The following is a 26061-nucleotide window of genomic DNA, read 5'->3' on the forward strand; positions in this document are numbered from 1 at the left end:
CCGAGGCCTCACATCATGTTCAATTGGCTTCTTAATACCAGCCTGGCGAATCGCCTGCCCGTCATCATCGCCGCCTTGCTGGTGATGGCGTATGGCGTGTTCACCCTCTCTCGCACCCCGGTCGATGTTTTCCCCGACCTCAACAAGCCCACCGTCATCTTGATGACCGAAGCGGGCGGCATGGCCGCCGAGGAGGTGGAGCAGTTGATCACCTTCCCGGTGGAAACGCTGATGAACGGCCTGCCCGGCGTGGAGTCGGTGCGATCCAATTCCAGCGCCGGGCTGTCCTTCATCACCATCACTTTTGACTGGCAGGTGGAGATCTACCGCGCCCGCCAGATGGTGGCCGAGCGCCTCTCCAGCGTGGGCGACAGCCTGCCGCCCGGCATCACGCCGCATATGGGGCCGATCAGCTCCATCATGGGCGAGATCATGCAGATCGCCATCCCCATCACGGCGCAGAACGACAAGACCACCGGCGAGAATGGCGTGAATGGCGCCATGGTCGTGCGCGAATACGCCGACTGGGTCTTGCGCCCGCGCCTGCTGGCCATTCCGGGCGTGGCCCAGGTGATCCCCATCGGCGGCGAAGTGCGGCAGTTCCAGGTTCAGCCGGACCTGGCCCGCATGGCCGAGCTGGGCGTCACCCAGGCTCAGCTGGTGGGCGCCTTGCGCGGTTTCTCGGCCAATGGGGCCGGCGGCTTTTTGGAGCTCAATGGCCGCGAGCTCTTGATCCGCCAGATCGGCCGCAGCGGCGCCAATGCTGCTGACAGCCTGGCCGATCTGCAAAACCTGGCCCTCGGCGCCAACAAGGGTCAGCCCTTGCTGCTGCGCCAGGTGGCCGAGATCACCTTCGCACCCGCCGTCAAACGCGGCGATGCAGGCTTCGAAGGCCAGCCGGCGGTGATTCTGGGGGTGCAAAAGCAAGCCGGCGCCGACACCTTGGCGCTGACCCGCGGCATTGAAGCGGCGCTGCAGGAATTGCGCCCCGCCCTGCCCAAGGGCATGGCCGAGCCTCGCGTCACCTTCCGCCAGGCCAGCTTCATCGAGGCCTCCATCAACACTTTGCAAGGCAAGCTGGTGGCGGCCTCGCTGTGCGTGGCGGTGATCCTGATGCTGTTCCTGGGTAATCTGCGCATCACGCTGATTGCGCTGGTGGCGATTCCGGTGTCGATCTGCGTGACCGCGCTGGTATTCCGTTACTTCGGCATGTCCATCAACACCATGACCTTGGGCGGCTTGGCGATTGCCATCGGCGGCCTGGTGGATGACGCGGTGGTGGACATCGAGAACATCTTGCGCCGCCTCAAGCTGGACCGCGCCAAGCCGGCCGACCAGCGCATGGCCCCCATGGCCTTGGTGGCCAAGGCCAGCATGGAGGTGCGTTCGGGCATCTTGTACGCCACCGCCATCGTGGTGCTGGTGTTCCTGCCGCTGTTTGCGCTGCCGGGCATGGAGGGGCGTTTGTTCGTGCCGCTGGGCATTGCCTTCATCGTCTCCACCCTGGCCAGCTTGCTCGTGTCGGTCACGCTGACCCCGGTGCTGAGCCTCTACCTGCTGCCGCGCATGCGCTCGCTGGACCACGGCGATACCCGCTTGCTGGCCTGGCTCAAGCGCCTCTACCGCCCGGCCTTGCAAGCCACGCTGGCGCGGCCGCGTGCGGCTTTGGCGGCAGGCACCGTCGCGGTCTTGATGGCTTTAGGCGCCCTGCCCTTCTTCGCCAGCAGCTTTTTGCCGCCCTTCAATGAGGGCACCTTGCTGGTGGGCTTGCGCCTGAACCCCGGCGTCACTCTGGCCCAGAGCTCAGCTGTGGCGGCGCAGGCCGAACAACTGGTGTCCCAAGTGCCGGAAGTGACCCATGTGGGCCGGCGCAGCGGCCGCGCTGAGTTGGACGAACATGCCGAAGGCGTGCACGTGAGCGAGCTGGACCTTGGCCTGCTGCCACCGGCGCAGATGAAGCGGACACTGGATGAGGTCAAGGCCGATATCCGCAGCAGGCTGAGCCTCTTGCCGGCCGCCATCAGCATCGGCCAGCCGATCTCGCACCGCATCGACCACATGCTCTCGGGCGTGCGCTCGCAAATCGCCATCCGCATCTTCGGCGAAGACCTGGACGCCTTGCGCGGCCAGGCCGAAAGCCTGCGCGCGCGCTTGGCCACGATTCCCGGCATTGCTGACTTGGAGGTGGAAAAACAAGTGCTGGCACCGCAGCTGAAGATCCGGATCGACTACGCTGCCGCCGCCCGCTACGGCGTGCCGGTGCCGCAGCTGGTGGCCAGCTTGCAAAGCCTGCTGGTGGGCGAGCCGCTGAGCCAGATCGTGGAACAAGGCCGCCGCTTCCCGCTGCTGCTGCGCCTGCCTGATAACGCGCGCGGCACGGAGGGCCTGGCGCGCATGCTGATCGAGACGCCGATGGGCGCGGTGCCACTGTCCCAGCTGGCCCAGATCGAGGACGCCGACGGGCCCAACCAGATCAGCCGTGACGACGGCAAGCGCCGCATCGTGCTGGCCGCCAATGTGCAGGGCCGCGCCCTCTCGGACGTGGTCACCGACATCCGCGCCGTGCTGGCCGATACGAAACTGCCCGACGGCAGCTTCATCACCCTGGGCGGGCAGTTCCAGGCGCAGGAAGAAGCCGCACGCTGGGTGGGTTTGCTGTCCATCGTTTCGGCGATGCTGATGTTTGTGCTGCTGTACAGCCGCTACCGCAGCTACCGCTTGGCCGCGCTGATCATGCTCAACATCCCGCTGGCTCTGGTCGGTGCGGTGCTGGGCCTGTGGTTGTCGGGGCAGCCGCTCTCAATTGCCGCGCTGGTGGGCTTCATCACCCTGGCCGGCATTGCGGTGCGCAACGGCATTCTCAAGCTCAGCCACTACATCAATCTGATGCGTTTCGAGGGCGAACGCTTTGATCACGCCATGATTGTGCGCGGCTCGATCGAGCGCCTCAGCCCCGTCTTGATGACGGCCTTGGTGACGGCGTTTGCGCTGGCTCCTTTGCTCTTCGAGGCCGAACGGCCGGGCACCGAGATCTTGCATCCCGTCGCGGTGGTGATCTTCTCGGGCTTGATCAGTGCGACTTTGCTGGACACCTTCCTGACCCCCGCGCTGTTCTGGCTGATCGGCCGCAAGCCGACCGAGCGACTGCTCGACCAGACGCAAGCTGGGACTCAAGAAGAGGCGTTCTGACATCCGGCTAGGCATGAGTTGACGGTAAGCTTGCGGCCTGTTGGCCGGCAGCCCAGCCCAAGGGCTGCCGGCCCCACTGGCCCGTTCACTCTTGCCCTTAGCCATGCCTTCAGTGATGCCCGCAGTCCTGCCTCGCCCCTGGCCCGCCGCCTCAGCCCTGAGCCTGCTGGCCGTGGCCGTCAATTTGGCTTTGGGCGCCGCGCCGGCTTTAGCGGATGGCTCGGCCACGGCAGCAGACAGTGCGGCTGCGACCACGCTGGCAGCGCCCCCGCCCGCGCCCGCGCAAGCTGCCGAAGCAAAGCCGCGCCCGAGCCGCCCCAAGATCTGCCTGGCCTTGTCCGGCGGTGGCGCGCGCGGCGCGGCCCACACCGGCGTGCTCAAAGTGCTGGAAGAGTTGCGCGTGCCCATCGACTGCATCGCAGGCACCAGCATGGGCGCGCTGGTGGGCGGTGCCTACGCCACAGGCATGAGCGTGGCCGAGATGGAGGCCATCAACGCCGACATCACGGTGGAAAAGCTCTTCAAGGAAAGCCCGCCGCGCCAAGAGCTGACCATGCGCCGCAAGGCCGACGACTACCTCAACCTGATCGGCCCCGAGATCGGCCTCGGCGCCGAGGCCACCGTCCTGGGTAAAGGCCTGGCCACCGGCGTGCAGTTGGAGACAGTGCTGCGCCAGCTCTCCAAAGTGCATGGTTACCGCCGCTTTGACAATTTGCCCATCCCCTTTCGCGCCGTGGCCACCGATTTGGTGACCGGCAAGGCGGTGGTTTTCAATGCCGGGGATATGGCCAATGTGATGCGGGCCAGCATGTCGGTGCCGGGTGCGGTGGCGCCGGCCGAAATCAATGGCCTGTTGCTGGTGGACGGCATGCTGACCAATAACCTGCCGGTGGACGCCGCGCGGGCCATGGGTGCCGACATCGTCATCGCCGTCAATGTGGGCACGCCCTTGCTCAAGCGCGAGGAACTCAACAGCATCGTCGGTGTGGCCGGGCAGATGCTCAGCATCCTGACCGAACAAAATGTGCAGGCCTCGCTGGCCTCACTCAAGCCGACCGACATCTTGATCTTGCCCGCGCTGGGCAACTACGCCACCAGCGACTTCAACAGCCTGGCCAAGATCTCGCCGCTGGGCGAAGCCGCCGCCCGCGCCGTGGCCGATCGCCTGAGCCAGCTGTCCTTGCCCGCTGACGAATACCAGGCCTTGCGCTTGCGCCAGCAAGCACCGCTGGCGGCCGACCCGCGCATCATCGACAAGATCACTTTCGCGCCGATGGCACGGGTCAACGCCGCCGCCGCACAAGCGGTCATGACCACCGAACCGGGCAAGCCCATCGACCAGGCCGCACTCGACGCCGATATGCGCCGCCTCTACGGCACCGGCGACTTCGAACATGTGGGCTACCGCGTCGAAGACAGCGCCGAAGAACGCGTGCTGGTGGTGGAAGCGGCAGAAAAGTCCTGGGGCCCCGACTACTTGCGCATCGGCCTGAACATCGCCTCCGACTTCGGCAACGGCGTCAGCGCCGGGCTGCACGCCACCTACCGCCGAACCTGGTTGAATGCTTTGGGTGCCGAATGGCGCAATGACTTGCAACTGGGCTCCGATATGAGCCTGCACAGCGAGTTCTATCAGCCTTTCACCAGCCAAGGCGACTGGTTCGCATCGCCCTACGTGAGCCTGGGCCGACGCGCCGTTTCGGTCTACTCGGAGACCCAAAGGCTGGCGATTTTTCAGCAAGATATCTCACGCCTGGGCCTAGACCTGGGCCGCTACTTCTACCAGTACGGCGAATTTCGCCTAGGCCTGCAATCCGGCCACATCAAGCAAATCGTCAACACCGGTTTGGAGCATGTGCGTCCCGACCCTGGCAAGGCTCGCCTCGGCGGTGTGCGCGCCAGTCTCTTGCTTGACCGCTTGGACAATGCCTACTTCCCACGTTCAGGCTGGACCTTCAAGGGCGAGGTCTACAACTCGCGGCAAGGCTTGGGCGCCGACGCCAGCTACGGCAAATGGGATGCCAACACCAGCGCGGTCTATTCCCTGGGGGACAGCACCGTCAACCTGACCCTGCAATCCACCGGCCGGTTGGGCAACAACGCGCTGCCCAGCTATGAACACACCCAGTGGGGCGGCTTCCTCAAACAATCCGGCTATGCCAACAATCAACTGCTGGGCCAGCAACTCGACTTCGGCCGCTTGATGTATTACTGGCGCGTCGCCCCCGGCCTTTTGCTGGCCGGCAAGTACGCGGGCTTCAGCCTAGAACTCGGCCGCATGCGTCAGCCCCTGATCCCCAATATGAGTGAAGGCTGGCGCAAGTCCTATGCCGCTTTCGTCGGCATGGACACCCCGATCGGCCCGGTCTACTTCGGCTACGGCCGCGCGGTGGACGGGCCTGGCAGCTTTTACCTGACCCTAGGCCCGGCCTATTGAGGCTGAGGAGCAGTGCCAGACTGCATGTGGGCCGAGATGTTGCGCCCTAAGGAGCCGGCGAGCCCGCGACTCGTCCGCTCAATCAGCCCAAACCAACAAGGTCGGCGGCAACGCAGATGCCATCCCAACAATGCGGCGCAGAAATAAGAAAAGCCCCAAGCGACACAGTCGCTTGGGGCTTTCTAACTGGAGGAGAGGGGGGGATTCGAACCCCCGAGACCTTTCGGTCCGCCTGATTTCGAGTCAGGTACATTCAACCACTCTGCCACCTCTCCGGTATTCGGCAACTCGTGAAAAGCGTTTCAACTTGTCATCGAGTGAAGCCATAGATTCTAGCGCAAATATTTAGGAATTTGCAAGAATCCCGATTTCATTTTGTTTTCCTCATCCAAGCGTGCGGTGAGAAAGGTACGAGTTCACTCTAGCCATCGAGGCGGCACCTGAAAGCCTTAGCGCCGGGCAATAGCCAAAACAGCGATCAAGATCGCCCGAAAGCAAACAAGTCCAGCCCCGCTTGCACCGGCGCCAACAAAAAAGCCCGCCTATGCCAAGCGGGCTTTTTTTGCTTCAGCGGCTGCAGGTTCAGCCGCGCAGCACCTCGGCGCCCTTCAGATAGGGGCGAAGTGCGGCCGGCACGGTGATGCTGCCGTCGGCGTTCTGGTAGTTCTCGAGCACGGCCACCAAGGTGCGGCCCACGGCCAGGCCGGAGCCGTTGAGCGTGTGCACCAGTTCGTTCTTGCCAGCGGCGTTTTTGAAGCGCGCTTGCATGCGGCGGGCCTGGAAGCCCTCGCAGTTGGAGCAAGAGCTGATCTCGCGGTACACGCCTTGCGCGGGCACCCACACTTCCAGGTCATAGGTCTTGGTGGAACCAAAGCCCATATCGCCCGTGCACAAGGTCAACACGCGGTAAGGCAGCTCAAGCTTTTGCAGGATGGCTTCGGCATGGCCGACCATCTCTTCCAGCGCCTCGTAGCTCTTTTCCGGATGCACGATCTGCACCATCTCGACCTTGTCGAACTGGTGCTGGCGGATCAGGCCGCGGGTGTCGCGGCCGGCGCTGCCGGCTTCCGAGCGGAAGCAAGGGCTGTGGGCAGTCAGCTTGATGGGCAAGTTAGCCAGATCGAGCACCTGCTCGCGCACCGAATTGGTCAGCGAGATTTCCGAGGTGGAAATCAGGTATTGCTCGGCCGCTTCATCGTCGCCGCCGCGCAAGACCCAGAACATGTCTTCCTTGAACTTGGGCAATTGGCCCGTGCCTTCCAGCACCTCGCGATTGACGATGTAGGGCGTGTAGCACTCGGTGTAGCCATGCTCTTCGGTCTGCACATCCAGCATGAACTGCGCCAGCGCGCGGTGCAGCTTGGCAACTTGGCCGCGCATGAAGGTGAAGCGTGAACCGCTCAGCTTGGCGCCGGTTTCAAAATCGAGGCCCAGCGGTGCGCCAAGGTCGACATGGTCACGCGGCTCGAACTCGAACTGGCGCGGCGTGCCCCAGCGGCGCACTTCCACATTGCCAGTTTCATCGCTGCCCACCGGCACGCTCTCGTGCGGCAGATTGGGCACGCTCATCAAGAGCGTGGTGAGCTCTTGCTGGATCACGTCCAGGCGCTCGGCGCTGGCCTTCAGCTCATCAGCAATGCTGCCCACTTCGGCCATCTGGGCCGAGGCGTCTTCACCCTTGCCTTTCAATTGACCGATCTGCTTGGACAAGCTGTTGCGCTTGCTCTGCAGTTCTTCGGTACGCACCTGCAAGCCCTTGCGTTCGGTCTCGAGCGCGCTGTAGCGCGTGACGTCCAGAAAGGTTTGCGGGCTCTTGCGGGCATTCAGGCGCGCAACGACGCCGTCCAGGTCTTTGCGCAGCAGGGAGATGTCTAACATGAGGATTCCTTGAAACTTGATCGATTCTATGAATGCAAAACGGCGCCTAAGCTTTGGCGCCGCTGATGAATGCAGCGCTTGGCTCAGGAGCGGGAGGCACTCACCTCGGCCATCGACTTGTCGCCCAGGCCCATGGGCAGGGGGAAGCGCACATGCTCTTCCACGCCCGGCAGGCTGCGCACCGTTGTGGCGCCCAGCTCACGCAGGCGCTTGATGACGGCCTGCACCAGCACATCGGGCGCCGAGGCCCCAGCGGTCAGGCCCACTTTGGCACGGCCTTCCAGCCACTCGGCCTGCACTTCTTCCGCGCTGTCCACCATATAGCCGGGTGTGCCCAGGCGCTGCGCCAATTCGCGCAGGCGGTTGCTGTTGGAGCTGGTGGGGCTGCCCACCACGATCACCACGTCCACTTGCGGCGCCATCACCTTGACGGCGTCTTGGCGGTTCTGCGTGGCGTAGCAGATGTCTTGTTTTTTGGGCTCGCGCACCAGCGGGAAATGCTGCTTCACGGCCGCCAGAATTTCGGCCGCGTCGTCCACGCTCAAGGTGGTTTGCGTCACCACGGCCAGCTTGGCGGGATTGTTAACGCGCACATGGGCCACGTCACCCACCTCTTCGACCAGATAGATGCCTTCGCTGAGCTGGCCCATGGTGCCTTCCACCTCGGGGTGGCCCTTGTGGCCGATCATGATGAACTCATAACCCTCGCGGTGCAGCTTGGCCACTTCCACATGCACCTTGGTGACCAGCGGGCAAGTGGCGTCGAACACCTGGAAGCCGCGCTGCGCCGCTTCCTGCCGCACCGCCTGGCTGACGCCGTGGGCGCTGAACACCAGGGTGGCGCCAGGCGGCACCTCGGCCAAGTCTTCGATGAAGATGGCGCCGCGCGCCTTCAAATCATTGACGACATAGGTGTTGTGCACGATCTCGTGACGCACATAGATCGGGCGGCCGAACTTGAGCAAGGCACGCTCAACGATCTCGATCGCCCGGTCCACACCGGCGCAAAAGCCGCGCGGTTCGGCCAGGATGACTTCTTGAGGCTGCAAGTCTTGATTCATCTCTTGGCTCATCTCACAGCACCCCGATGACATGGACTTCAAAGCTCACCGGCTGGCCAGCCAGCGGGTGATTGAAGTCAAACAGCAAGGCTTCCGCGTCGACCTCACGCACCACGCCGGCATAACTGGCTTGGCCGTCGGGCGTGGGGAACTGCACCACATCGCCGACCTTGTAGTCCTCGTCGGCAGCGCCCAGCTCACGCAGCAGGCTCAGCTTGACGCGCTGAAGCAGCTCGGGATTGCGGTCGCCAAAGGCCTCGCCCGCCGCCAGCTCAAATTGGGTGCGCGTGCCTTCGGCCAGGCCGAGCAAGCGCGCCTCAATGGCCGGCGACAACTCGCCCGTGCCCAGCGTCAGCGTGGCGGGCTTGTCAGCAAAGGTATTGATCACATCGCCCCCATCGGGGCCGGCCAAGCGGTAATGCAAGGTCAGAAAGGAGGCGGCTTGAACGGTGGGATTCATTGGGAGAATATTGGCTAGACTGAACGGATTTTAGGGCCAGCTCGCCCCACTCTTTCTGCGCACTGCCGCAACATGCCTCTTAGCGACCTCCCTCCCGACGCCCGACCGCGTGAAAAGCTCCTGGCCCGTGGCCCCCAAGCCCTGGCAGATGCCGAGTTGCTGGCCCTGCTGCTGCGCACCGGCATCCAGGGTTTGCCGGTGCTGCAGCTGGCCCAAAGCCTGCTGGATCAGTTCGGCGGCTGGCATGGTTTGCTGCACGCCAAGGTGGCTGATCTGGCCCGCGTCAAGGGTCTGGGGCCGGCCAAACGGGCCGAGATTGCCGCGGTGCTGGAGATCGCCCGCCGCTCGCTGCTGCAGGAATTGGCCCAGCGCCCGGTGTTTGATGCGCCAGATGCGGTCAAACAATTCCTGCGACTCAAGCTGGCCGGCCTCTCGCACGAGGTGTTTTGCGTGCTGTTTCTGGATGCCCAGCACCGCCTCATCGCCATGGAAGAAATGTTCAGAGGCACACTCACACAAACCTCTGTTTACCCACGCGAGGTGGTCAAGCGCGGGCTCGATCTGGGCTGCGCCGCGGTCATCCTGGCGCACAACCACCCCTCGGGTGCCGCCGAACCCTCGCGCGCCGACGAGTTGCTGACCCAGGCACTCAAGAATGCCCTGGCCCTGGTGGACATGCGGGTGCTGGATCATTTGGTGGTGGGCTGCGGCGAGGTGATTTCCCTGGCCGAGCGGGGCCTGATATGAGCCACAAAGCCCCCAACAGTTGGCACAGCCTGCAAGACCTCAAACAGCTGCAGCGTGAATTGGCGCTGGCCCGCAAGCTCGAAGAAGAACGGCGCGAACGCTTGGCGGCCGCCCGCCGCTTGGCCGAGCAGGAGCGGCGCATCTTCGAGCTGAGTGTGGGCCAAGTCACCCCGCTGAACCATGCCAGCCGCGCCGAGCACGGCTTGGCCAAGCCCGAGGCCCTGCCCTTGCAGCGAGAGGCCGATGAACGCCAGGCCTTGCTGCAGGCCTTGTCGGACGACTTTGATGTGGACTCGTTGCTGGAGACCGACGACACCCTGTCCTTCCGCCGCCCCGAGATCCCGCCCGAGGTGCTCAACAAGCTGCGGCGCGGCCACTGGAGCCTGCAAGCCCAGTTGGACCTGCACGGCCTGCGCCGCGACCAGGCGCGCGAAGCCCTGGGCACTTTCGTGCAAGACAGCGCCCGCCGCGGCCTGCGCTGCGTCCGCGTGGTGCACGGCAAGGGCAATGGCTCGCCCGGCCGCGAGCCGGTGCTCAAAACCAAGGTCAGGCGCTGGCTGGTGCAAAAAGAACAGGTGCTGGCCTTTGTGCAGGCTCGCGCCAGCGATGGCGGCTGCGGCGCGCTGATGGTCTTGCTGCAAGGCAGCAGCCAGAGCAAGGGCTGAGTCGCCCACGCCTGCAACGAGCAATCAGAAGCGCGAGGCGCAGGCTGATAGCAGCTTGAGCCGCCTACGCTTCAGCTAGATCTGACAGCGCTTGTCGCCCTCCTCGACCCCAAACTCAACAACGGGTTGACGGCATCACGGCCACTGCCGCATGTCGACGTTTGACTGCGCCCAATTTCTTAATATATTATCGGTATACAAATTTTCGACAGCGGCCCGCGACCGACGCGGCTCGCCTCAGCAGCACCAGAAAGCGCAAGGTTTATTGATGTGTACCGTCATCGCCGTCGGACGACTCGCCAGTGCGGATGGCAGCACCTTGCTCAGCCATTCAGACACCGGGCGCGATTCGCGCATCCGCAAAGTGCCTGCGGCCGACCATGCGCCGGGTGCCAAGGCGCCCGTCTACTTCGGCATCCAAGACAGCTTCTCCGCTGACCTGACGCATTACGGCGAGGTGATCGGCGAGATCGAGCAGGTGGCCCACACCTACGCTTATTTCCACTCCGCCTACTCGCACATCAACGAGCATCAGCTGGCCATCGTCGAGAGCACCACCTCGCAACGGCCCGAGCTGCGCTGCCTGCGCGGCGAGGGTGAGCAGATCATGACCATCGAGCAAGCGATGGTGTTCGCCTTGCAACGCTGCCGCCACCCGCGCGAAGCGATTGCGCTGATTGGCGAGCTAATGGAGCGCTACGGCTTTTTGTGTTCCTGCGGCGAAGGCAGTGAGTTGCTGTGCATCGGCGACACCGAGGAGATCTGGGTGATGGAGGTGCTGGGCGTAGGCAAGGGCTGGACCCGCGCCAGCGGCGAGCCCGGCGCCATCTGGGCCGCCCGCCGCATGCCTGATGACCATGTGATGGTGGCCGCCAACTGGAGCGTGTTGCGCGATCTCAAGCTGGACGATCGCGAAGATACCCTGGCCTGCGCCCATGTCGAGCGCTTTGCCGCGGATCGCGGTTGGTTCGATCCACAAGCCGGCCGGCCTTTCGACTGGCAAGAAGCCTATATCCCCCTGCCGCGCGAATGGGCCACAGCGCGCCTGTGGTTGTTCTACAGCCAGGTCGCGCCCTCGCTGCGCGCCTGGCCCGAGCGCCAACTGGGTGAGAACCGCTATCGCACCTTGGACGCGTACTCGCAAGTGGTGGAGCCGCTGTCCATTTACCCGCTGTCGGTTCGGCCAGAGAAGCCGCTGTCCTTGCAGGACCTCATGGCCTTCCACCGCTCGACCTTCGAGCAGACCATCTACGACATCAGCGAACAGCCGCAGTGGTATGTGATGAATGAGCAAGGCGGGCTGGAGAAAAGCCCGCTGGCCACGCCCTTCCCCACACCGGAGCTGCGGCGCTTGCTTAAGCTGACGCCCCGGCGCACGGTGGCGCGACACTTCGGTTTCTATGCCGTGATCTGCCAGCTGCGCAGCGGCTTGCCTGAGGACATGGCCGGGGTTTACTGGGTGGCGCTGCACAACCCGCATGTCAGCACCTGGCTGCCCTGCCCCATCGGCACCCTGAGCATGCCGGACAGCTTTTGCGAGTACGACCCGGCGCAGTACAGCGACACCTCGGCCCGCTGGTGCATCGACTTCGTCGACAACCTGATGCAGCTGGCCTACCAAAAAGCGCTGCCGCTGCTCAAGGCGATCCGCGACCCTTACGAGGCCGAGCTGCATGCGCGCTGGCAGGCGCTGGATGCGCAGCTGCAGGCCATGCCTGCACCAAAAGATCAGCACCAGCGCCAGCAGATGATCACCGAGTTTGTGCTGCGCGAAGGCGCCGCTATTCCGGGCTCGTACATCGGCATCCGCAACCGCCTGATCGTGGCGCTGACCCATACCCGCAACACCTGAGCCCGGCCGCTGTTTGCCCAGGAGCCGCTGATTTTGAATATGCAACTCACCCATCGATTTCTGGCCCTGCTAGGCGCCACATGGCTGGCGGGCTGCGCCGGCATCGCGCCCGCGACGAACCCAGTGAGCAACCCGGCAGCCAGCGAGAGCGGCGTTGCGCCGGTCGAGCAAATCCTGAGCCGCCAACACCGTTGCAGCGCCAGCCTGAGCCTGCGCTCGCAAGCCTTGCTGCCCGCGCAAGAGGCCACCATCTGCCAGGACCTGGCCGCCATCGAGCTGCGCTTTCACCAGCTGTTTCAAACAGCAGGCAAGCCCGTTGCGCATGACCTGAATGACTCGCTGCGCGCCAATATCTACGCCTCCAGCGATGCCTTCAAACGCCACGCCGGTGCGCATTTCAATATGCCCACCAATAACGGCGGCATGTATCTGGAAGGTCTGCCCGACCGCGCCGGCAATCAGGCCGAGTTTGTGGCCAACCAGAACAAGGACGGCACGGTGCTCAATCTGGGCCACGAATTTGTGCACTATCTGGACGGGCGCTACAACCTCTACGGCGACTTCTGCGCCAATCTGCACGACTCCCACGACGCACCCGAGAACTGCTCCAAGCCAGCGCCCTTGACGCCCTATCTGGTCTGGTGGACCGAAGGCATCGCCGAATACATCGCTCACGGCGACAAGAACCCCAAGGCGGTGGCCCTGGCCCTCGATGAAAAGCGCTATGCGCTGAGCGAGCTATTCGACACCGGCTACATCAGCAATGGCGGCTCGCCGCGCGTCTACAGCTGGGGCTATCTGGCCGTGCGTTTCATGATGGAGCGCCACCGGGCCGAGCTGGAACAGATGCTGAGCTTCACCCGCCGCGGCGACTATCCGCGCTACCAGGCCCTGCTGCGCGGCTGGGGCAGCCGCTTCGATGGCGAGTTCAGCCAATGGCTGCAGCAGATTCAGCCCGGCGCGACATCTGCAGGCGCGGCCGGCGCCGACAACGCGCAAGCCAAGCCCGCGCACTGATCCCGCGAGCTTTGTACCTACTTCTCCCTGAGTTCCTCTGACCTCTCTCTGTCTCTGTCTCTCACTTTCATCCACTCCCAACAAGGATTCCCCATGTGGCAAGGCGTCATCCCCGCAGTAACCAGCAAATTCCACGCTGACGGTTCACTCGACTTCCCCGAAATGGAGCGCTGCTTCCAGCTGCAGATGGACGCTGGCTGTGACGGCCTGATCGCCTGCGGCTCCTTGGGCGAGGGCCCGATGCTTTCGCACGAAGAGCGCGTGGCCGTGCTGAAGACGGCCAAGCAAATCAGCGGCAGCAAGCCCGCCATCCTGACCGTGGCCGAAGCCTCTACCCGCGACGCATGCGCCCTGGCGCGCAAAGCGGCCGAAGCCGGCGCCGATGGCCTGATGGTGGTGCCCAGCACCATCTATCACACCGACCACCGCGAGACCGTGGCGAACCTGCGCGCCATTGCCGCCGCCGGTGATCTGCCCATCATGATCTACAGCAACCGCGTGGCCTACCGCGTGGATGTCACCACCGACATCCTGGAAGAGCTGGCCGATGACCCGCGTTTCGTCGCCGTCAAGGAAAGCAGCGACGACATCCGCCGCAGCACCGAAATCATCAACCGCCTGGGCTCGCGCTACGACGTCTTCACCGGCGTGGACAACCTGGCTTTCGAAGCCCTGGCCGTCGGCGCCGTGGGCTGGGTGGCCGGCCTGGTGGTGGCCTTCCCCAAGGAAACCGTAGCCATCTACAAGCTGATGCAAGCCAAGCGTTACGACGAGGCCCTGGCCATCTACCGCTGGTTCCGCCCGCTGCTGGATCTGGATGTGTCCAGCTATTTGGTGCAGAACCTCAAGCTGGTGGAAGCGCTGGTGATCGATTCCAACGACCGCGTCCGCGCCCCGCGCCTGCCGCTGGCCGGTGAGCAGCGCGCCCGCGTCGAAGCCCTGGTGCGCCAGGCTTTGGCCAAGCGCCCCACCCTGCCTACCCTGGCCTGATGTTTTGACCCGCGAGCGCAGCATGGATTTCAATAGCTTCATCGGTGGCGAATGGCTGGCCACAGCCCAAGCCACTTTCGCCCAGCCCAATATCAACCCCTCGGACACCAGCGACCTGATCGGGCATGCCCATCATGTAGGCGAGGGTGCGGTGGACCAGGCCATCGCCGCCGCGGCCGCCGCCGCGCCAGCCTGGGCGCGCAGCACGCCACAGCAGCGCTTTGATGTGCTGGACCAGATCGGCAGCGAGATCCTGGCGCGCCGCGAGGAATTGGGCCGGCTGCTCTCGCGGGAAGAAGGCAAAACCTTGCCCGAGGGCATTGGCGAGGTCACTCGGGCCGGCCACATCTTCAAGTTCTTCGCTGGCGAGGCACTGCGCCAGGCCGGCGAGTTGCTGGCTTCGGTGCGGCCCGGCATTGAAATCGATGTCCGGCGCGAGCCAGTGGGCGTGGTGGGGCTGATCGCGCCCTGGAACTTCCCCATCGCCATCCCCGCCTGGAAGATCGCCCCGGCCCTGGCGTATGGCAATGCGGTGGTGTTCAAGCCCGCCGATCTGGTGCCGGGCAGCAGCTGGGCCTTGGCCGAGATCATTTCGCGCTCGGGCCTGCCCGCCGGCGTGTTCAACCTCGTGTTCGCGCGCGGCTCGGTCGTGGGCCCGCGCCTGGTCGACAGCCCGCTGGTCAACGCCATCAGCTTCACCGGCTCGGTCGCCACCGGGCGCGGCCTGGCGGCGGCCTGCGGGGCCAAGCTGAAAAAGCTGCAGCTGGAGATGGGCGGCAAGAACCCCCTGGTCGTGCTGGACGATGCCGACCTGGGTCTGGCCGTCAATGCCGCGGTGCAAGGCGCGTTCTACTCCACCGGCCAGCGCTGCACCGCGTCCAGCCGCTTCATCGTCACCGAAGGCATTCACGACCGTTTCGTGAACGCCTGCGGCGAAGCGCTGGCGGCCTTGAAGGTCGGCCATGCGCTGGAAGCCGGCACGCAGATCGGCCCGGTGGTCGACGCGACCCAGCTTGAACTGGACCTGGCCTATGTGGCCATCGCCCAAGATCAAGGTGGGCGCCTGCTTTGCGGCGGCGAGCGCTTGCAGCGCGCGACCACCGGCTTCTACATGAGCCCGGCCCTGATCACCGACACCAGCCCCGAGATGCGCATCAACCGCGAGGAAGTGTTTGGCCCGGTGGCCAGCGTGTGCCGCGTCAAGGACTACGAGGCCGCACTGGCCATGGCCAATGACACCGAGTTCGGCTTGGCGGCAGGCATCTGCACCAACTCCCTCAAGCTGGCCAATCACTTCAAGGCCAATGCCCAGGCGGGCATGGTGATGGTCAACCTGCCGACGGCTGGCGTGGACTATCACGTGCCCTTCGGCGGCCGCAAGGGCAGCAGCTTCGGTTCGCGCGAGCAAGGCCGTTATGCGGCCGAGTTCTACACCACGGTGAAGACCAGTTATGTCTCGGCTTGAAGCCCGGGACCGGGATTGGCTGACGCGCCTGATGACACCGCCCTCGCCGGCACTGAACGAATCAGCCCCGCCACCCTTGGCGGCGCAGGAAAACACGGCCCAAGTGCTGGTGATCGGCGCGGGCATCATCGGCCTGGCCACCGCCTTGCGCTTGCTGCAAGAGGGGCATCAGGTCACGGTGATTGACCGCAGCGGCGTGGCCGCCGAGGCCAGCCGGGGCAATGCCGGGGCCTTTGCTTTCTCGGACGTGCTGCCGCTCGCCTCGCCGGGCATCCTGCGGCAGGCGCCCAAATGGCTGCTGGATCCCCTCGGGCCTTTGTCCCTGCGGCCCAGCTATCTGCCACGCATCGCGCCCTGGCTATGGCGCTTCTGGCGCGCTAGCCAGCCCAGCCAAGTGGCGGCCAGCACCACGGCCCAGGCCGCGCTGCTGCGCTTGTCGGCCCAGGAGACGCCGGCCATGCTGGCCGCGGCAGGGGCCTCGGCCCTGCTGCGCGAAGACGGCGCCTTGCATCTCTACGAAAGCGAAGCCGAATGGCAAGCTAGCGCCGCCGGCTGGGCCCTGCGGCAAGCGCACGGTATCGCGTTCGAACACCTGCATGGCCAGGCCGCGCTGGCGCGCTTGCAACCGGGTTTGAGCGATCGTTTGGTGGCCGGCACCTTTGTGCCGGGCTGGAAAACCATTGCCGACCCGCTGCAGCTCTGCCTGCACCTGGCCCAGGCCGTGCAAGCGGCCGGCGGGCGTTTGCGCCAGGCTCAAGCCCTGAGTCTGCGTGCCGGCCCACGCGCCGTGTCCGTGCAGCTTCAAGGCGGCGGCAGCCTGCAAGCTCAGCAGCTGGTGTTGTGCGGCGGCGCTTGGTCCCACCAGCTGGCAGCCAGCTTGGGCGACAAGATTCCGCTGGAAACTGAACGCGGCTACAACACCACCCTGCCCGAGCCGGGCTTTGAGCTGCGCCGCCAACTCACCTTCGGCGCCCACGGCTTTGTGGTGACGCCGCTGAGCTGCGGCATTCGGGTCGGTGGCGCAGTGGAACTGGGCGGCTTGCGGGCGCCACCCAACTTTGCGCGCGCCGACGCCTTGCTGGCCAAGGCCCAGGCCTTCATGCCAGGCTTGAACGCGCAGGGCGGCAAGCAGTGGATGGGCTTTCGGCCCTCGCTGCCCGACTCTTTGCCGGCCATCGGTTATGCCCCGGCAGATCAGCGCGTGATCTACGCCTTTGGCCACGGCCATCTGGGCCTGACCCAAAGTGCGGCCACGGCCAAGCTGGTGGCGGAGTTGGTGGCCGGGCGCAGCACCAGCCTGGACTTGAAGCCCTTGCGGCCCGGGCGCTTCTCGGGGCGCTAAACGACCCTGCTAACGCCGGGCTGGTTGACCATCCAGTCCGCCGTGCCCTGGAAGGACTCACCCAGGCGCTGCTGCAAGGCCGGGTCGAGGGCGCATTCCGCCATCGCCTGCCGCATGCAGCTCATCCATTGGTCCCGCTCAAGCGGGCCAATTTTGAAGGGCATGTGGCGCGCGCGCAGGCGCGGGTGGCCGAAACGCTCCACGAAATAGTCGGGCCCGCCCAACCAGCCGCACAAAAACCAGTGCAGCTTGTCGCGCGAACCTTCCAGCGTCGTGGGGTGCAGGCTGCGCAACTGGGCGTAGCCGGGCTCCAGATCCATCAGGTCGTAGAAGCGGTCAACCAAGCCGCGCACGGCGGCCTCGCCACCGATCCAGGCGAATGCGGTATTGGCCGCTTCAGTGCTGTCCTGGCTCATTTTTCAAGCAGCTTGGCGGCCAACGCCTTGATGCACTGCGCCGCGTCGGACCCGGGGAAATGCTCCAACACCAGCTGGCGTTTGAGCACGGCCTGGCGCACTGCCACATCCATCTTGACCTCGCCCATCAGCTCCAGCTTGAAGGTCTGGCCCGGCTTGGGGCCGACAAAGCGTTGCAAAACCTGCTGCAGCTGGCCGCAAATCAAGCGACCTTCGCCGACCCGGTTGGTCTGGTTCACCACCAAACCCACCTCGCGGCGGTCTTGCTGCGTCGCCAGCACCTTGATGGTGGCGTAGGCATCGGTCAGCGAGGTTGGCTCCGGCGTGGCGACCACCAGCACTTGCGTGGCCATGGACACGGCAAACAGCACCACATCCGAGATGCCCGCGCCGGTATCCAGCAAGATCCAATCGAAACGCGGGCGCACGGCCTCCACAATGTCCAGCAGCTTGTCGCGCACCTCGGGCGTCAGGCGCGAATATTCCACCATGCCGGATCCAGCCAGCAGCACATGGAAGCCGCCCGGCGCCGGCAAAATCGCCTGCTCCAGCGTGGCTTTTTCGGTGAAGACATCGTGCAGCGTCAGCTTGGGATGCAGATTCAGCACCACATCCAAATTAGCCAGGCCCAGGTCGGCGTCCAGCACCAGCACCCGCTCGCCGCGTGCAGCCAGGGCGGCGGCCAAATTGGCCGTCACAAAGGTTTTGCCAACACCGCCCTTGCCACTGGTCACGGCCACGGTGCGGGCGCCAGGGCCACGGGGCGCCGGTTTGCGGGTCACAGATGTGGCGGGGTTCACCGGCACTGGGCTTGCAGCAGGATCCATGCTCGTACTCATTCGCTTTCCTGTTGCGTGACGGCAAACAACATGCCCTTTTCCTCGGCGCTGACCAGGGACTCGACTTGGGTCTCCAGGCAAGCGCGGTTACGACCTTCCGCCTTGGCTCGGTACAGCTGGCGGTCGGCTCTTTCCATCCATAGCAGCGATGACGAACGCACCCATTGCGGCGCAAACGCACCACCCAGGCTGATCGTCACAGCAAGATTTTGTCCAGGTGCGACTTCCACCTGCAATTCAGACACCCGCTCGCGCATGCGCTCGGCCACCATGGCGCCGAAGCTGGCGGCGCAGCTGGGCAGCACGATGGCAAATTCCTCACCCCCCACCCGGGCCACGGTGTCCATGGGACGGACACCTTGGTTGAGCGCCTGCGCCACGGCACGCAGCACCATGTCACCGGCGGCGTGGCCGTAGGTGTCGTTGACCGCCTTGAAGTGATCAATGTCCACCATCAGCAACAGGGCCGACTCGCCGGAGCGGGCCACCCGGTCGACCTCGCGCGACAGCGCCATTTCGAAGCTGCGGCGGTTGACCAGGCCGGTCAAGGCATCTTTGCTCGAGAGGTCGCAAAGCGCGTCAATGACGTCTTGCAGCCACGCTTGGCTGTAAGGCTCGCTGTCGGGCAGCAAGGCACCGGCCTGCTGCAGCAGCTTCAAAGCCATGTCCAGCCGCAAATGGCGGGTGTCCAGCAATGTCGTGAGAGGGGTAGGTTCCAAAGGGGTTCCAAGCTTGTGCGTCAGCAGTCTAGCAGCGGCACAGGCACGGCCCAGGCGTGAACAAGGGCCCATTGCCGGCCTTGTTTGCTCTATGCTTGGCTCGAATCAAATGCAAACTATGTGACGGAGCCGGATCCAGGCCAGAACTCAGGCAATTTGCCCGCAAAGCGCTGTGCGCCCCACGGGCGTCATTTGATCGTGATGTGTTTTTTGCGCCTTGATCCGAATTGATAGCCAGAGAGACCAACCGAGCTCAATCCATGTCCGCAGTACCCAATGCCGCTGGTGGCGATTCGATTGACCATGAATTCAGTTTCAGCAAAAGCGACTTTGACCGCGTCCGCGCCCTGATCTACAAACATGCGGGCATCAGCCTGCATGAGGGCAAGCACGCCATGGTCTACAGCCGCTTGTCACGCCGCTTGCGTGACACCGGTCACAAATCATTTGCGGACTATCTGCAGTGGTTGGAATCCACCACAGGCACCCAGGCCACCAGCGAGTGGCAAGAATTCGTCAATTGCCTGACCACCAATCTGACCTCCTTCTTCCGCGAGGAGCATCATTTCCACGCCCTCAAGGACGACCTCAAGCCCCTGGCCGGCAAGCCGGTGCGGATCTGGTGTTGCGCCGCCTCCACCGGCGAGGAGCCCTACTCCATCGCCATGACCTGCAGCGAGTCGCTGGGCAGCAACGCCAACGTCTCCATCACCGCCAGCGACATCGACACCAATGTCTTGAACACCTGCCGCCGTGGCGTCTACAACGCCGACGCCCGCGGTCTTGACCAAACCCGGCTGCGGAACTTCTTCATGAAGGGCACGGGCGGCAACGCCGGGCGCATCCGCGTCAAGCCTGAGTTGCAGAAGTGGATCGACTTCCGCACCCTCAATCTGATGGACCGCCAGTGGAACTTGGGCGAACCCTTCCACATGGTGTTCTGCCGCAATGTGATGATTTATTTCGACGCACCCACCCAGCGCAAGGTGCTGGAAGGCATTCACCGTGAAATGCGTCCCCACGGCCTGCTGTTCGTGGGCCATTCGGAGAATTTCACCGAGTCCAAGGACTTATTCCGCCTGCGAGGCAAAACCATCTACGAACGCGTCTGAACGCTGGCTTCAAGCAGCCACGTCAAGACGCCCGCCTAAAGACTTCAACCTCAAGGCCGATAGACATCCATGAGTAATCCCCCCGTCTCTTCCGGAGTTGGTGCCGCTGCAAGAGCAGGTGCGTACGCGAGCGCGATGTCGTCCAGTTCGGCGGGGGCGGCGCGCGTGGCGCAGCTCAAGTCGGTGCAGCGCAAAGCCGGCGAAGCCTCCTTCTTCTTCTACGACGCCCACTTCAAAAACGCCGCCGTCAAGATCCTGCCCGGCGAGTACTACGTTGACAACGAAGACCTGCTGGTCATGACCACGCTGGGTTCTTGCATCGCCGCCTGCCTGTGGGACCGCCACGCCCAGATCGGCGGCATGAACCACTTCATGCTGCCCGACGGCGCCGGCGACTCGGGCCGCTACGGCTCCTTCGCGATGGAATTGTTGATCAACGAGATGATGAAGCGCGGTGCGGCCAAGAGCCGCATGGAAGCCAAGATTTTTGGCGGCGGCGCTGTGATCGCCGGCATGAACACCATCAACGTCGGTGAACGCAATACCAACTTCGTCATCGACTACCTCAAGACCGAGCGCATCCCCATCGTCTCCAAAGACGTGATGGACATCTACCCGCGCAAGGTCTGCTTCCTGCCTCACAGCGGTAAGGCCATGGTCAAGCGTCTGGCACCGGCCAGCACGGAAGCCCTGGTCCAACAAGACCGCCTGGCCGCGCAAAAGGCGCAACCCGTGGTCGCCACAGGCGGCTCGGTCGACCTGTTCTGACCCAGCAGGAATCGGAAAGAAACGAAATGGCAAAAACAAAAGTAGTGGTGGTCGACGATTCCGCGCTGGTGCGCAGCATCCTCACCGAGATCATCAACCGGCAGCCCGATATGGAATGCATTGGCGCGGCCGCCGACCCCTTGCTGGCGCGCGAGATGATCCGCACGCTCAACCCCGACGTGATCACGCTGGACATTGAAATGCCGCGCATGGACGGGCTGGACTTCCTCTCGCGCTTGATGCGCTTGCGGCCCATGCCGGTGGTGATGGTATCCACGCTGACCGAGCGCGGCGCCGAAGTGACGCTGAAGGCGCTGGAACTCGGCGCGGTGGACTTCGTCGCCAAGCCCAAGATCGGCGTGGCTGATGGTATCCGCCTGCTGGCCGATGACATCACCGACAAAATCCGCATCGCCAGCAAAGCCCATATCCGCCGCGCCCCACCCGGCCCAGCCGCCGCCGCAGCGCCAGGCGCCCCGCCAGCCGCGCCCCACAAGCCGGTGAGCATGGCCAGCCTGGGCCGTTTGTCGACCGAGAAAATCATCTTCATCGGCGCCTCCACCGGCGGCACCGAGGCCACCAAAGACGTGCTGGTGAACCTGCCGGCCGACTGCCCGGCCGTGGTCATCACCCAGCACATGCCGCCCGGCTTCACCAAGAGCTATGCGGCACGCCTGGACGGGCTGTGCCGCATCCGCGTCAAAGAAGCGCAAGACGGCGAACGTATCCTGCCGGGCCACGGCTATATCGCCCCGGGCGGCTTCCACCTCAGCGTCGAGCGTTCCGGCGCCAACTACATCGCCCGGGTGCAAGACGGTGAACCGGTGAACCGCCACAAGCCCTCGGTCGAGGTGCTATTCCATTCCGCCGCGCGCGTGGTGGGCCCCAATGCCCTGGGCATCATGCTGACCGGCATGGGCGCGGACGGTGCCAAGGCCATGAAGGTGATGAAGGACGCGGGCTCCTACAACCTGGTCCAAGACGAAGCCACTTGCGTGGTGTTCGGCATGCCGCGTGAAGCCATCGCCGCCGGCGCCGCCGACGAGGTGCTGCCGCTGAACCAGATCGCCCCGCGCTTGATCGAGAAGCTGCGTAGCTCGGGCCTGACCCACCGGGTCTAAATCCGGGAACGCCGGCAAACCCGGGAGAACCAGAGAATACGGAGAGCTGGGCGCTGCGCCCAGCGATCCCTCCTAGCCAGAACGTCACAAGATCACCACAGCGCCACGGCACTTCTTCACGCCTGCGCTGTTTTTCTCCCCTCGGCCGGCAGCTTCAACACCCTGTCACTTTGGCCGGGCAGCATGGCGGCATGACGATCACGCTTGCCCACTCCCACAGTTCCAGCGCGCCCAGCCGCGGTACTGAGCGCCCCGCCCTCCTGCGGGTGCAGACCCTGATCAATGAAGACCTGCTGAGCACCTTGTTTCAGCCGGTCACCCAGATGGACTCGGGCCTGATCTACGGCTACGAGGCCCTGGTGCGCGGCCCCGCCGGCAGCGCGCTGGAATACCCCGACGCCTTGTTTGCCGCCGGGCGCCGTGAAGGCCTCAGCGTCGCCCTGGAAGTGCGCTGCGCCAGCCAGGCGCTGAAGGACTGGAGCGCGCAAAAGCTGCCCGGCAAATTGCTGATCAATATGAGTGCCGCCGCACTGGCCAGCGCCGTCGGCCAAGACCAGGGCGAGCGCAGCCTGAAGTTCTGCGGCCAGTTGGGACTCAAGCCCTCCGACATCGTGATCGAGCTGACCGAGCATGAGCGCGTCACCGACATCGGCAGCCTGCGCAATGCCATCAGCCATCTGCGCCGCCAGGGTGTGGGCATTGCGCTGGACGACTTCGGCGACGGCCGCTCCTCCCTGCGTCTGTGGTCCGAAATCCAGCCCGATCTGGTCAAGATCGACAAATACTTCACCCACGATCTGCCCGCCCACGCCGAAAAGCTGCAGACCTTTCGCGCCCTGCTGCAACTGGCCGAAACCTTCGGCGCCCAGTTGGTGGCCGAAGGCATCGAGAACGCCGAGGAATTGCGCGTGCTGCGCGATCTGGGCGTGCGCTACGGTCAGGGTTGGTTCATCGGCCGCCCGGCCCGCCAGGCCGCGGCCGAGGCCCTGCCGGCGGCGCGCGCGGTGCTGGCCAGCAATGACATCGCCGTGCTGCCCGAGCTGCGCCGCGCGTCCAGCAACGGCGTGACGGCCGAGCATCTGATGAAGGACGCCATCGCCGTCACCGAGGAGACCACCCACGAGCAGCTGTTCCGCCTCTTCAACGAGCAAGAGCAGATGCAAGCCATCGCCGTGTTGGATGCGCAGGGCGTGCCGGTGGCCCTGGTGGACCGTTCGCAATTCCTCAATCGTTGGGCCAAGCCCTTCTTCCTGGACCTCTACGGCCGCCGCCCCTGCACCCTGTTCGCCAACCCGACGCCGCTGATCGTGGACGCCGATACCGGCATCGAGGCACTCACCACGGTGCTGACCTCAGCCGACCAGCGCTATCTGCGCGAGGGTTTCATCATCACCCGCGAGGGCCGCTACCTGGGCCTGGGCACGGGCGAGCAGCTGGTGCGCTCGGTCACCGAGGCCCGCATCGAAGCGGCCCGCCATGCCAACCCGCTGACCTTTTTGCCCGGCAATATTCCGATCAGCCAACACATCGGCCGCTTGATCTCCAGCGGGCGCGAGTTCGTCGCGGCCTATGCCGACCTGAACCACTTCAAGCCCTTCAACGATGAATACGGCTACTGGCGCGGCGACGAAATGATCCGCCTGGTAGCCCGCGTGGCCAGCCAGCATTGCGATAGCCAGCGGGACTTCCTTGGCCATGTCGGCGGCGATGACTTCGTCATCCTGTTCCAGAGCGACGACTGGGAGCATCGCTGCGAGCAAATCGTCGAGCGCTTCAACGAGTTGGCACGCAACCTCTTCGACGCGGCAGCTCTGGAGGCCGGCGGCATCATGGCCGAAGACCGCCACGGCGATCTGCGTTTCCACCCCTGCACCACCTTGAGCATTGGTGCGGTGCGCATCCGCCCCGGTTCCTTGCAGCGCGCCGAGGAAGTGGCCACCGCCGCAGCCACCGCCAAGCGCCATGCCAAGCATGAGCAGCTGAGTGTTTACGTGATGGCCGCCTGATCGGCGCTACGCCGCGGAAAGCCCCTGGCGCGTAGCCGAGAACTGAGGAGCAGGGTTTCAGTCCGCCAGAAACAGCGACTGCAGATCGTTCAGGAAGTCAAAGCCCAGCGGCGTGGCGGCAATGCGCGCCGAGTCGGCTTCCAGCAAGCCCTTTTGGCGCCCCTGCGCCATCGCCTTGGCGATGCTCGAGGGTGGCAGGCCGGTGCGCTCCAGAAAATGCGTCAGCGGCACGCCTTCACGCAGGCGCAGAGCGTTCAGCATGAACTCGAAGGGCAGCTCGGCACGGCTGACCTCGTTCTCATTCGACACCGCCGCGCCCTCGCCGGCCTTGGCCATATAGCTGGCCGGCTCGCGCCAGCGCACCTGGCGCAAGACCCGGTGCGGGAATGAGAGCTTGGTATGCGCGCCAGCGCCAATGCCCAGATAGTCGCCAAACTGCCAGTAGTTCTGGTTGTGGGCGCAGCGGTGCCCTTCACGCGCGAAGGCCGAAACCTCGTAGCGCGACAGGCCTTGCTCGGCAGTGCGCGCGGTGATCAGGTCCAGCATCTCGCTGGCCAGATCGCCATCGGGCAAATTCGCCGGCGGCGCAATGGCGAAGCGGGTATTGGGCTCGATCGTCAGGTGATAGACCGACAGATGCGGCGGCTTGAAGCTCAGCGCAGTCTGCAACTCTTGATCCAACTCGGCCAGGCTTTGCTGCGGCAAGGCGTACATCAGGTCGAGGTTGAAGGTGTCGAAGGCCTGAGCCGCTTCCTCGATGGCGGCGCGGGCCTGTGCGCCGCTGTGCACGCGGCCCAAGGCCTGCAGCTTGCTGTCATCAAAGCTCTGAACACCGATGGACAAACGGGTCACGCCGGCGCTGCGAAAGCCTTTGAAGCGCTCGCGCTCGAAAGTGCCGGGGTTGGCTTCGAGCGTGATCTCGCAGCCCGCCTCCAGCGGCAGGCGGGCGCGCAGGTCGGAGATCAACTCGGCAATCTGCTCCGGCGCGAACAAGCTGGGCGTGCCCCCGCCGATGAAGATGCTGACCACCGGCCGGCCCCAGATCAGCGGCAGCGCCGCTTCCAGATCGGCCCGCAAGGCGGCCAGATAAGCACGCGCGGTAGCCAGCGGCAATTGCTTGGAGGCGCCGGCTGACTCAGCCACTGCTGCCTCAACACGTTGGCTAGGCAGCTGCGGCTGGAGGGCCGCCGGCAACTCATGCGAGTTGAAGTCGCAGTACGGGCATTTGCGCAGGCACCAAGGCAGGTGCACATACAGCGAGAGCGGTGGCAAGGCCGCCAGGCTCAGCGTGCCTGGGCGCATCAGATGCTGCAAATCAGCCAAGATGCCAGACCTCGCGCATTTGACGGGCCAGGTCGACAGCAGCCAGGGCGCGGTGGCTGAGCGCGTTCTTTTCCGCGGCGCTCAATTGCGCCACACTGCGGCCAAGCCTTGGGATGAAGAGCAAGGGGTCATAGCCGAAGCCACCCTCGCCGCTCAAGGCGGGCAAGATCTGACCCTGCCAGCGGCCCATGGCGATCAAGGGCTCGGGGTCTGCCGCAGTTTGCACGGCCACCAGGGCGCAAACAAAGCGGGCGCCGCGCTGCTCAGCCAGCGGGAACGCGGCCATTTGCTCGAGCAAGACGCGGTTGTTGTCGGCATCGGTCGGCCGGGGCGTCACCTGCCCTTCAGGCGCAGCCGGCGCAAACAGGCCGGCATAACGCGCCGACAGCACGCCCGGCGCGCCCTTCAAGGCTTCCACCGCCAGGCCGGAGTCATCGGCCAGCGCAGGCAAACCACTCAGGCGCGCGGCATGGCGCGCCTTGACCAGGGCGTTCTCAACAAAGCTGTCAAACGGCTCTTCGGCCTCCGGGATGCCCAGAGAGCCTTGAGTCACCAGCTCAACGCCCAGGGGCGCGAACAAGGCCTGCAACTCGGCCAGTTTTTTGGCATTGTTGGAGGCCAGAACCAATCGAGTCGGCATTGCGCTAGACATCG

21 protein-coding genes and 1 tRNA gene are annotated in these 26061 nt (G+C 64.7%); 13 read left to right on the forward strand and 9 right to left on the reverse strand.

Translation table 11 applies throughout. The annotated features are described in order from the left end of the window. Window positions 1–15 precede the first annotated feature (15 nt). Window positions 16–3189, forward strand: a complete 3174-nt coding sequence (locus AT984_RS10580) for an efflux RND transporter permease subunit (RefSeq protein ID WP_058720063.1) — start codon at window positions 16–18, stop codon at window positions 3187–3189. Between the two features lie 115 nt (window positions 3190–3304). Next, complete coding sequence (locus tag AT984_RS10585; RefSeq protein ID WP_082680327.1) at window positions 3305–5626, forward strand: patatin-like phospholipase family protein; 2322 nt, start codon at window positions 3305–3307, stop codon at window positions 5624–5626. A 187-nt stretch (window positions 5627–5813) separates the two neighbouring features. Here the strand turns inward: AT984_RS10585 and AT984_RS10590 are convergent. The 4 genes from AT984_RS10590 to AT984_RS10605 form a co-directional block, all read right to left on the reverse strand. Then, a tRNA-Ser gene (locus AT984_RS10590) sits at window positions 5814–5901 on the reverse strand. Between the two features lie 307 nt (window positions 5902–6208). After that, the gene (gene serS / locus AT984_RS10595; RefSeq protein WP_058720064.1) at window positions 6209–7504 is read right to left on the reverse strand and encodes a serine--tRNA ligase; all 1296 of its coding nucleotides are present in this window, start codon (window positions 7502–7504) and stop codon (window positions 6209–6211) included. A gap of 83 nt (window positions 7505–7587) precedes the next feature. Further along, window positions 7588–8565: a 4-hydroxy-3-methylbut-2-enyl diphosphate reductase gene (gene ispH / locus AT984_RS10600; RefSeq protein ID WP_058722239.1), complete on the reverse strand. Its 978-nt coding sequence runs from the start codon at window positions 8563–8565 to the stop codon at window positions 7588–7590. 13 nt (window positions 8566–8578) lie between these two features. Continuing rightward, window positions 8579–9025 carry an FKBP-type peptidyl-prolyl cis-trans isomerase gene (locus AT984_RS10605; RefSeq protein ID WP_058720065.1) on the reverse strand — a complete coding sequence of 149 codons (447 nt, stop codon included), beginning with the start codon at window positions 9023–9025 and terminating at the stop codon, window positions 8579–8581. Window positions 9026–9097: 72 nt separating this feature from the next. On the opposite strand from AT984_RS10605, the gene radC reads away from it, so the two are divergent. From radC to AT984_RS10640, 7 genes are all read left to right on the forward strand, one after another. Continuing rightward, a complete protein-coding gene (gene radC / locus AT984_RS10610; RefSeq protein WP_058720066.1) occupies window positions 9098–9772 on the forward strand; it encodes a RadC family protein in 675 nt (224 codons plus the stop codon). Further along, window positions 9769–10437: a Smr/MutS family protein gene (locus AT984_RS10615; RefSeq protein WP_058720067.1), complete on the forward strand. Its 669-nt coding sequence runs from the start codon at window positions 9769–9771 to the stop codon at window positions 10435–10437. The genes radC and AT984_RS10615 overlap by 4 nt, the downstream gene beginning before the upstream one ends. 268 nt (window positions 10438–10705) lie before the next feature. Further along, window positions 10706–12289, forward strand: a complete 1584-nt coding sequence (locus tag AT984_RS10620; RefSeq protein ID WP_058720068.1) for a dipeptidase — start codon at window positions 10706–10708, stop codon at window positions 12287–12289. A 39-nt stretch (window positions 12290–12328) separates the two neighbouring features. Then, window positions 12329–13306: a collagenase gene (locus AT984_RS10625; RefSeq protein ID WP_082679941.1), complete on the forward strand. Its 978-nt coding sequence runs from the start codon at window positions 12329–12331 to the stop codon at window positions 13304–13306. 93 nt (window positions 13307–13399) lie between these two features. Further along, window positions 13400–14296, forward strand: coding sequence for a dihydrodipicolinate synthase family protein (locus AT984_RS10630; RefSeq protein WP_058720069.1), 897 nt, complete (start codon window positions 13400–13402; stop codon window positions 14294–14296). Window positions 14297–14318: 22 nt separating this feature from the next. Next, the gene (locus AT984_RS10635) at window positions 14319–15761 is read left to right on the forward strand and encodes an aldehyde dehydrogenase family protein (protein ID WP_058720070.1); all 1443 of its coding nucleotides are present in this window, start codon (window positions 14319–14321) and stop codon (window positions 15759–15761) included. Further along, window positions 15748–17103 carry an NAD(P)/FAD-dependent oxidoreductase gene (locus AT984_RS10640; protein ID WP_197418298.1) on the forward strand — a complete coding sequence of 452 codons (1356 nt, stop codon included), beginning with the start codon at window positions 15748–15750 and terminating at the stop codon, window positions 17101–17103. Before AT984_RS10635 ends, AT984_RS10640 begins: the two co-directional genes overlap by 14 nt. On the opposite strand, the gene AT984_RS10645 is transcribed toward AT984_RS10640, so the two are convergent. The 3 genes from AT984_RS10645 to AT984_RS10655 are packed head-to-tail and all read right to left on the reverse strand — an operon-like array spanning window position 17100 to window position 19023. Next, window positions 17100–17519: a group II truncated hemoglobin gene (locus AT984_RS10645; protein ID WP_058720071.1), complete on the reverse strand. Its 420-nt coding sequence runs from the start codon at window positions 17517–17519 to the stop codon at window positions 17100–17102. The two genes, AT984_RS10640 and AT984_RS10645, sit on opposite strands and share 4 nt — an antisense overlap. Next, complete coding sequence (locus tag AT984_RS10650; protein WP_058720072.1) at window positions 17516–18358, reverse strand: MinD/ParA family protein; 843 nt, start codon at window positions 18356–18358, stop codon at window positions 17516–17518. Before AT984_RS10650 ends, AT984_RS10645 begins: the two co-directional genes overlap by 4 nt. Next, on the reverse strand, window positions 18355–19023 hold the full coding sequence (locus tag AT984_RS10655) for a GGDEF domain-containing protein (protein ID WP_058722241.1): 669 nt from the start codon (window positions 19021–19023) through the stop codon (window positions 18355–18357). The genes AT984_RS10650 and AT984_RS10655 overlap by 4 nt, the downstream gene beginning before the upstream one ends. A gap of 314 nt (window positions 19024–19337) precedes the next feature. Between AT984_RS10655 and AT984_RS10660 the strand changes: the two genes are divergently transcribed. The 4 genes from AT984_RS10660 to AT984_RS10675 all read left to right on the forward strand — a co-directional run bounded on the left by AT984_RS10660 (window position 19338) and on the right by AT984_RS10675 (window position 24084). Beyond that, window positions 19338–20189, forward strand: a complete 852-nt coding sequence (locus AT984_RS10660) for a CheR family methyltransferase (protein ID WP_058720073.1) — start codon at window positions 19338–19340, stop codon at window positions 20187–20189. A gap of 135 nt (window positions 20190–20324) precedes the next feature. Then, the gene (gene cheD, locus AT984_RS10665) at window positions 20325–20957 is read left to right on the forward strand and encodes a chemoreceptor glutamine deamidase CheD (protein WP_058720074.1); all 633 of its coding nucleotides are present in this window, start codon (window positions 20325–20327) and stop codon (window positions 20955–20957) included. A 26-nt stretch (window positions 20958–20983) separates the two neighbouring features. Next, on the forward strand, window positions 20984–22078 hold the full coding sequence (locus AT984_RS10670; RefSeq protein WP_058720075.1) for a protein-glutamate methylesterase/protein-glutamine glutaminase: 1095 nt from the start codon (window positions 20984–20986) through the stop codon (window positions 22076–22078). 191 nt (window positions 22079–22269) lie between these two features. Then, the gene (locus tag AT984_RS10675) at window positions 22270–24084 is read left to right on the forward strand and encodes an EAL domain-containing protein (RefSeq protein WP_156421984.1); all 1815 of its coding nucleotides are present in this window, start codon (window positions 22270–22272) and stop codon (window positions 24082–24084) included. Window positions 24085–24141: 57 nt separating this feature from the next. Here the strand turns inward: AT984_RS10675 and hemW are convergent, their stop codons facing one another. After that, the gene (gene hemW, locus AT984_RS10680; protein WP_082680328.1) at window positions 24142–25386 is read right to left on the reverse strand and encodes a radical SAM family heme chaperone HemW; all 1245 of its coding nucleotides are present in this window, start codon (window positions 25384–25386) and stop codon (window positions 24142–24144) included. Window positions 25387–25399: 13 nt separating this feature from the next. Then, a complete protein-coding gene (gene rdgB, locus AT984_RS10685) occupies window positions 25400–26059 on the reverse strand; it encodes an RdgB/HAM1 family non-canonical purine NTP pyrophosphatase (RefSeq protein ID WP_197418299.1) in 660 nt (219 codons plus the stop codon). Window positions 26060–26061 lie beyond the last annotated feature (2 nt).

Origin of the sequence: Paucibacter sp. KCTC 42545, assembly GCF_001477625.1 — a bacterium.
Lineage (GTDB): Bacteria > Pseudomonadota > Gammaproteobacteria > Burkholderiales > Burkholderiaceae_C > Paucibacter_A.

Bases quoted from the DNA above. Each gene is read 5' to 3' on its own strand.
- AT984_RS10580 (WP_058720063.1), top strand. From the start codon at position 16: ATGTTCAATTGGCTTCTTAATACCAGCCTGGCGAATCGCCTGCCCGTC.
- AT984_RS10585 (WP_082680327.1), top strand. From the start codon at position 3,305: ATGCCCGCAGTCCTGCCTCGCCCCTGGCCCGCCGCCTCAGCCCTGAGC.
- serS (WP_058720064.1), bottom strand. From the start codon at position 7,504: ATGTTAGACATCTCCCTGCTGCGCAAAGACCTGGACGGCGTCGTTGCG.
- ispH (WP_058722239.1), bottom strand. From the start codon at position 8,565: ATGAATCAAGACTTGCAGCCTCAAGAAGTCATCCTGGCCGAACCGCGC.
- AT984_RS10605 (WP_058720065.1), bottom strand. From the start codon at position 9,025: ATGAATCCCACCGTTCAAGCCGCCTCCTTTCTGACCTTGCATTACCGC.
- radC (WP_058720066.1), top strand. From the start codon at position 9,098: ATGCCTCTTAGCGACCTCCCTCCCGACGCCCGACCGCGTGAAAAGCTC.
- AT984_RS10615 (WP_058720067.1), top strand. From the start codon at position 9,769: ATGAGCCACAAAGCCCCCAACAGTTGGCACAGCCTGCAAGACCTCAAA.
- AT984_RS10620 (WP_058720068.1), top strand. From the start codon at position 10,706: ATGTGTACCGTCATCGCCGTCGGACGACTCGCCAGTGCGGATGGCAGC.
- AT984_RS10625 (WP_082679941.1), top strand. From the start codon at position 12,329: ATGCAACTCACCCATCGATTTCTGGCCCTGCTAGGCGCCACATGGCTG.
- AT984_RS10630 (WP_058720069.1), top strand. From the start codon at position 13,400: ATGTGGCAAGGCGTCATCCCCGCAGTAACCAGCAAATTCCACGCTGAC.
- AT984_RS10635 (WP_058720070.1), top strand. From the start codon at position 14,319: ATGGATTTCAATAGCTTCATCGGTGGCGAATGGCTGGCCACAGCCCAA.
- AT984_RS10640 (WP_197418298.1), top strand. From the start codon at position 15,748: ATGTCTCGGCTTGAAGCCCGGGACCGGGATTGGCTGACGCGCCTGATG.
- AT984_RS10645 (WP_058720071.1), bottom strand. From the start codon at position 17,519: ATGAGCCAGGACAGCACTGAAGCGGCCAATACCGCATTCGCCTGGATC.
- AT984_RS10650 (WP_058720072.1), bottom strand. From the start codon at position 18,358: ATGAGTACGAGCATGGATCCTGCTGCAAGCCCAGTGCCGGTGAACCCC.
- AT984_RS10655 (WP_058722241.1), bottom strand. From the start codon at position 19,023: ATGGCTTTGAAGCTGCTGCAGCAGGCCGGTGCCTTGCTGCCCGACAGC.
- AT984_RS10660 (WP_058720073.1), top strand. From the start codon at position 19,338: ATGTCCGCAGTACCCAATGCCGCTGGTGGCGATTCGATTGACCATGAA.
- cheD (WP_058720074.1), top strand. From the start codon at position 20,325: ATGTCGTCCAGTTCGGCGGGGGCGGCGCGCGTGGCGCAGCTCAAGTCG.
- AT984_RS10670 (WP_058720075.1), top strand. From the start codon at position 20,984: ATGGCAAAAACAAAAGTAGTGGTGGTCGACGATTCCGCGCTGGTGCGC.
- AT984_RS10675 (WP_156421984.1), top strand. From the start codon at position 22,270: ATGACGATCACGCTTGCCCACTCCCACAGTTCCAGCGCGCCCAGCCGC.
- hemW (WP_082680328.1), bottom strand. From the start codon at position 25,386: ATGCGCCCAGGCACGCTGAGCCTGGCGGCCTTGCCACCGCTCTCGCTG.
- rdgB (WP_197418299.1), bottom strand. From the start codon at position 26,059: ATGTCTAGCGCAATGCCGACTCGATTGGTTCTGGCCTCCAACAATGCC.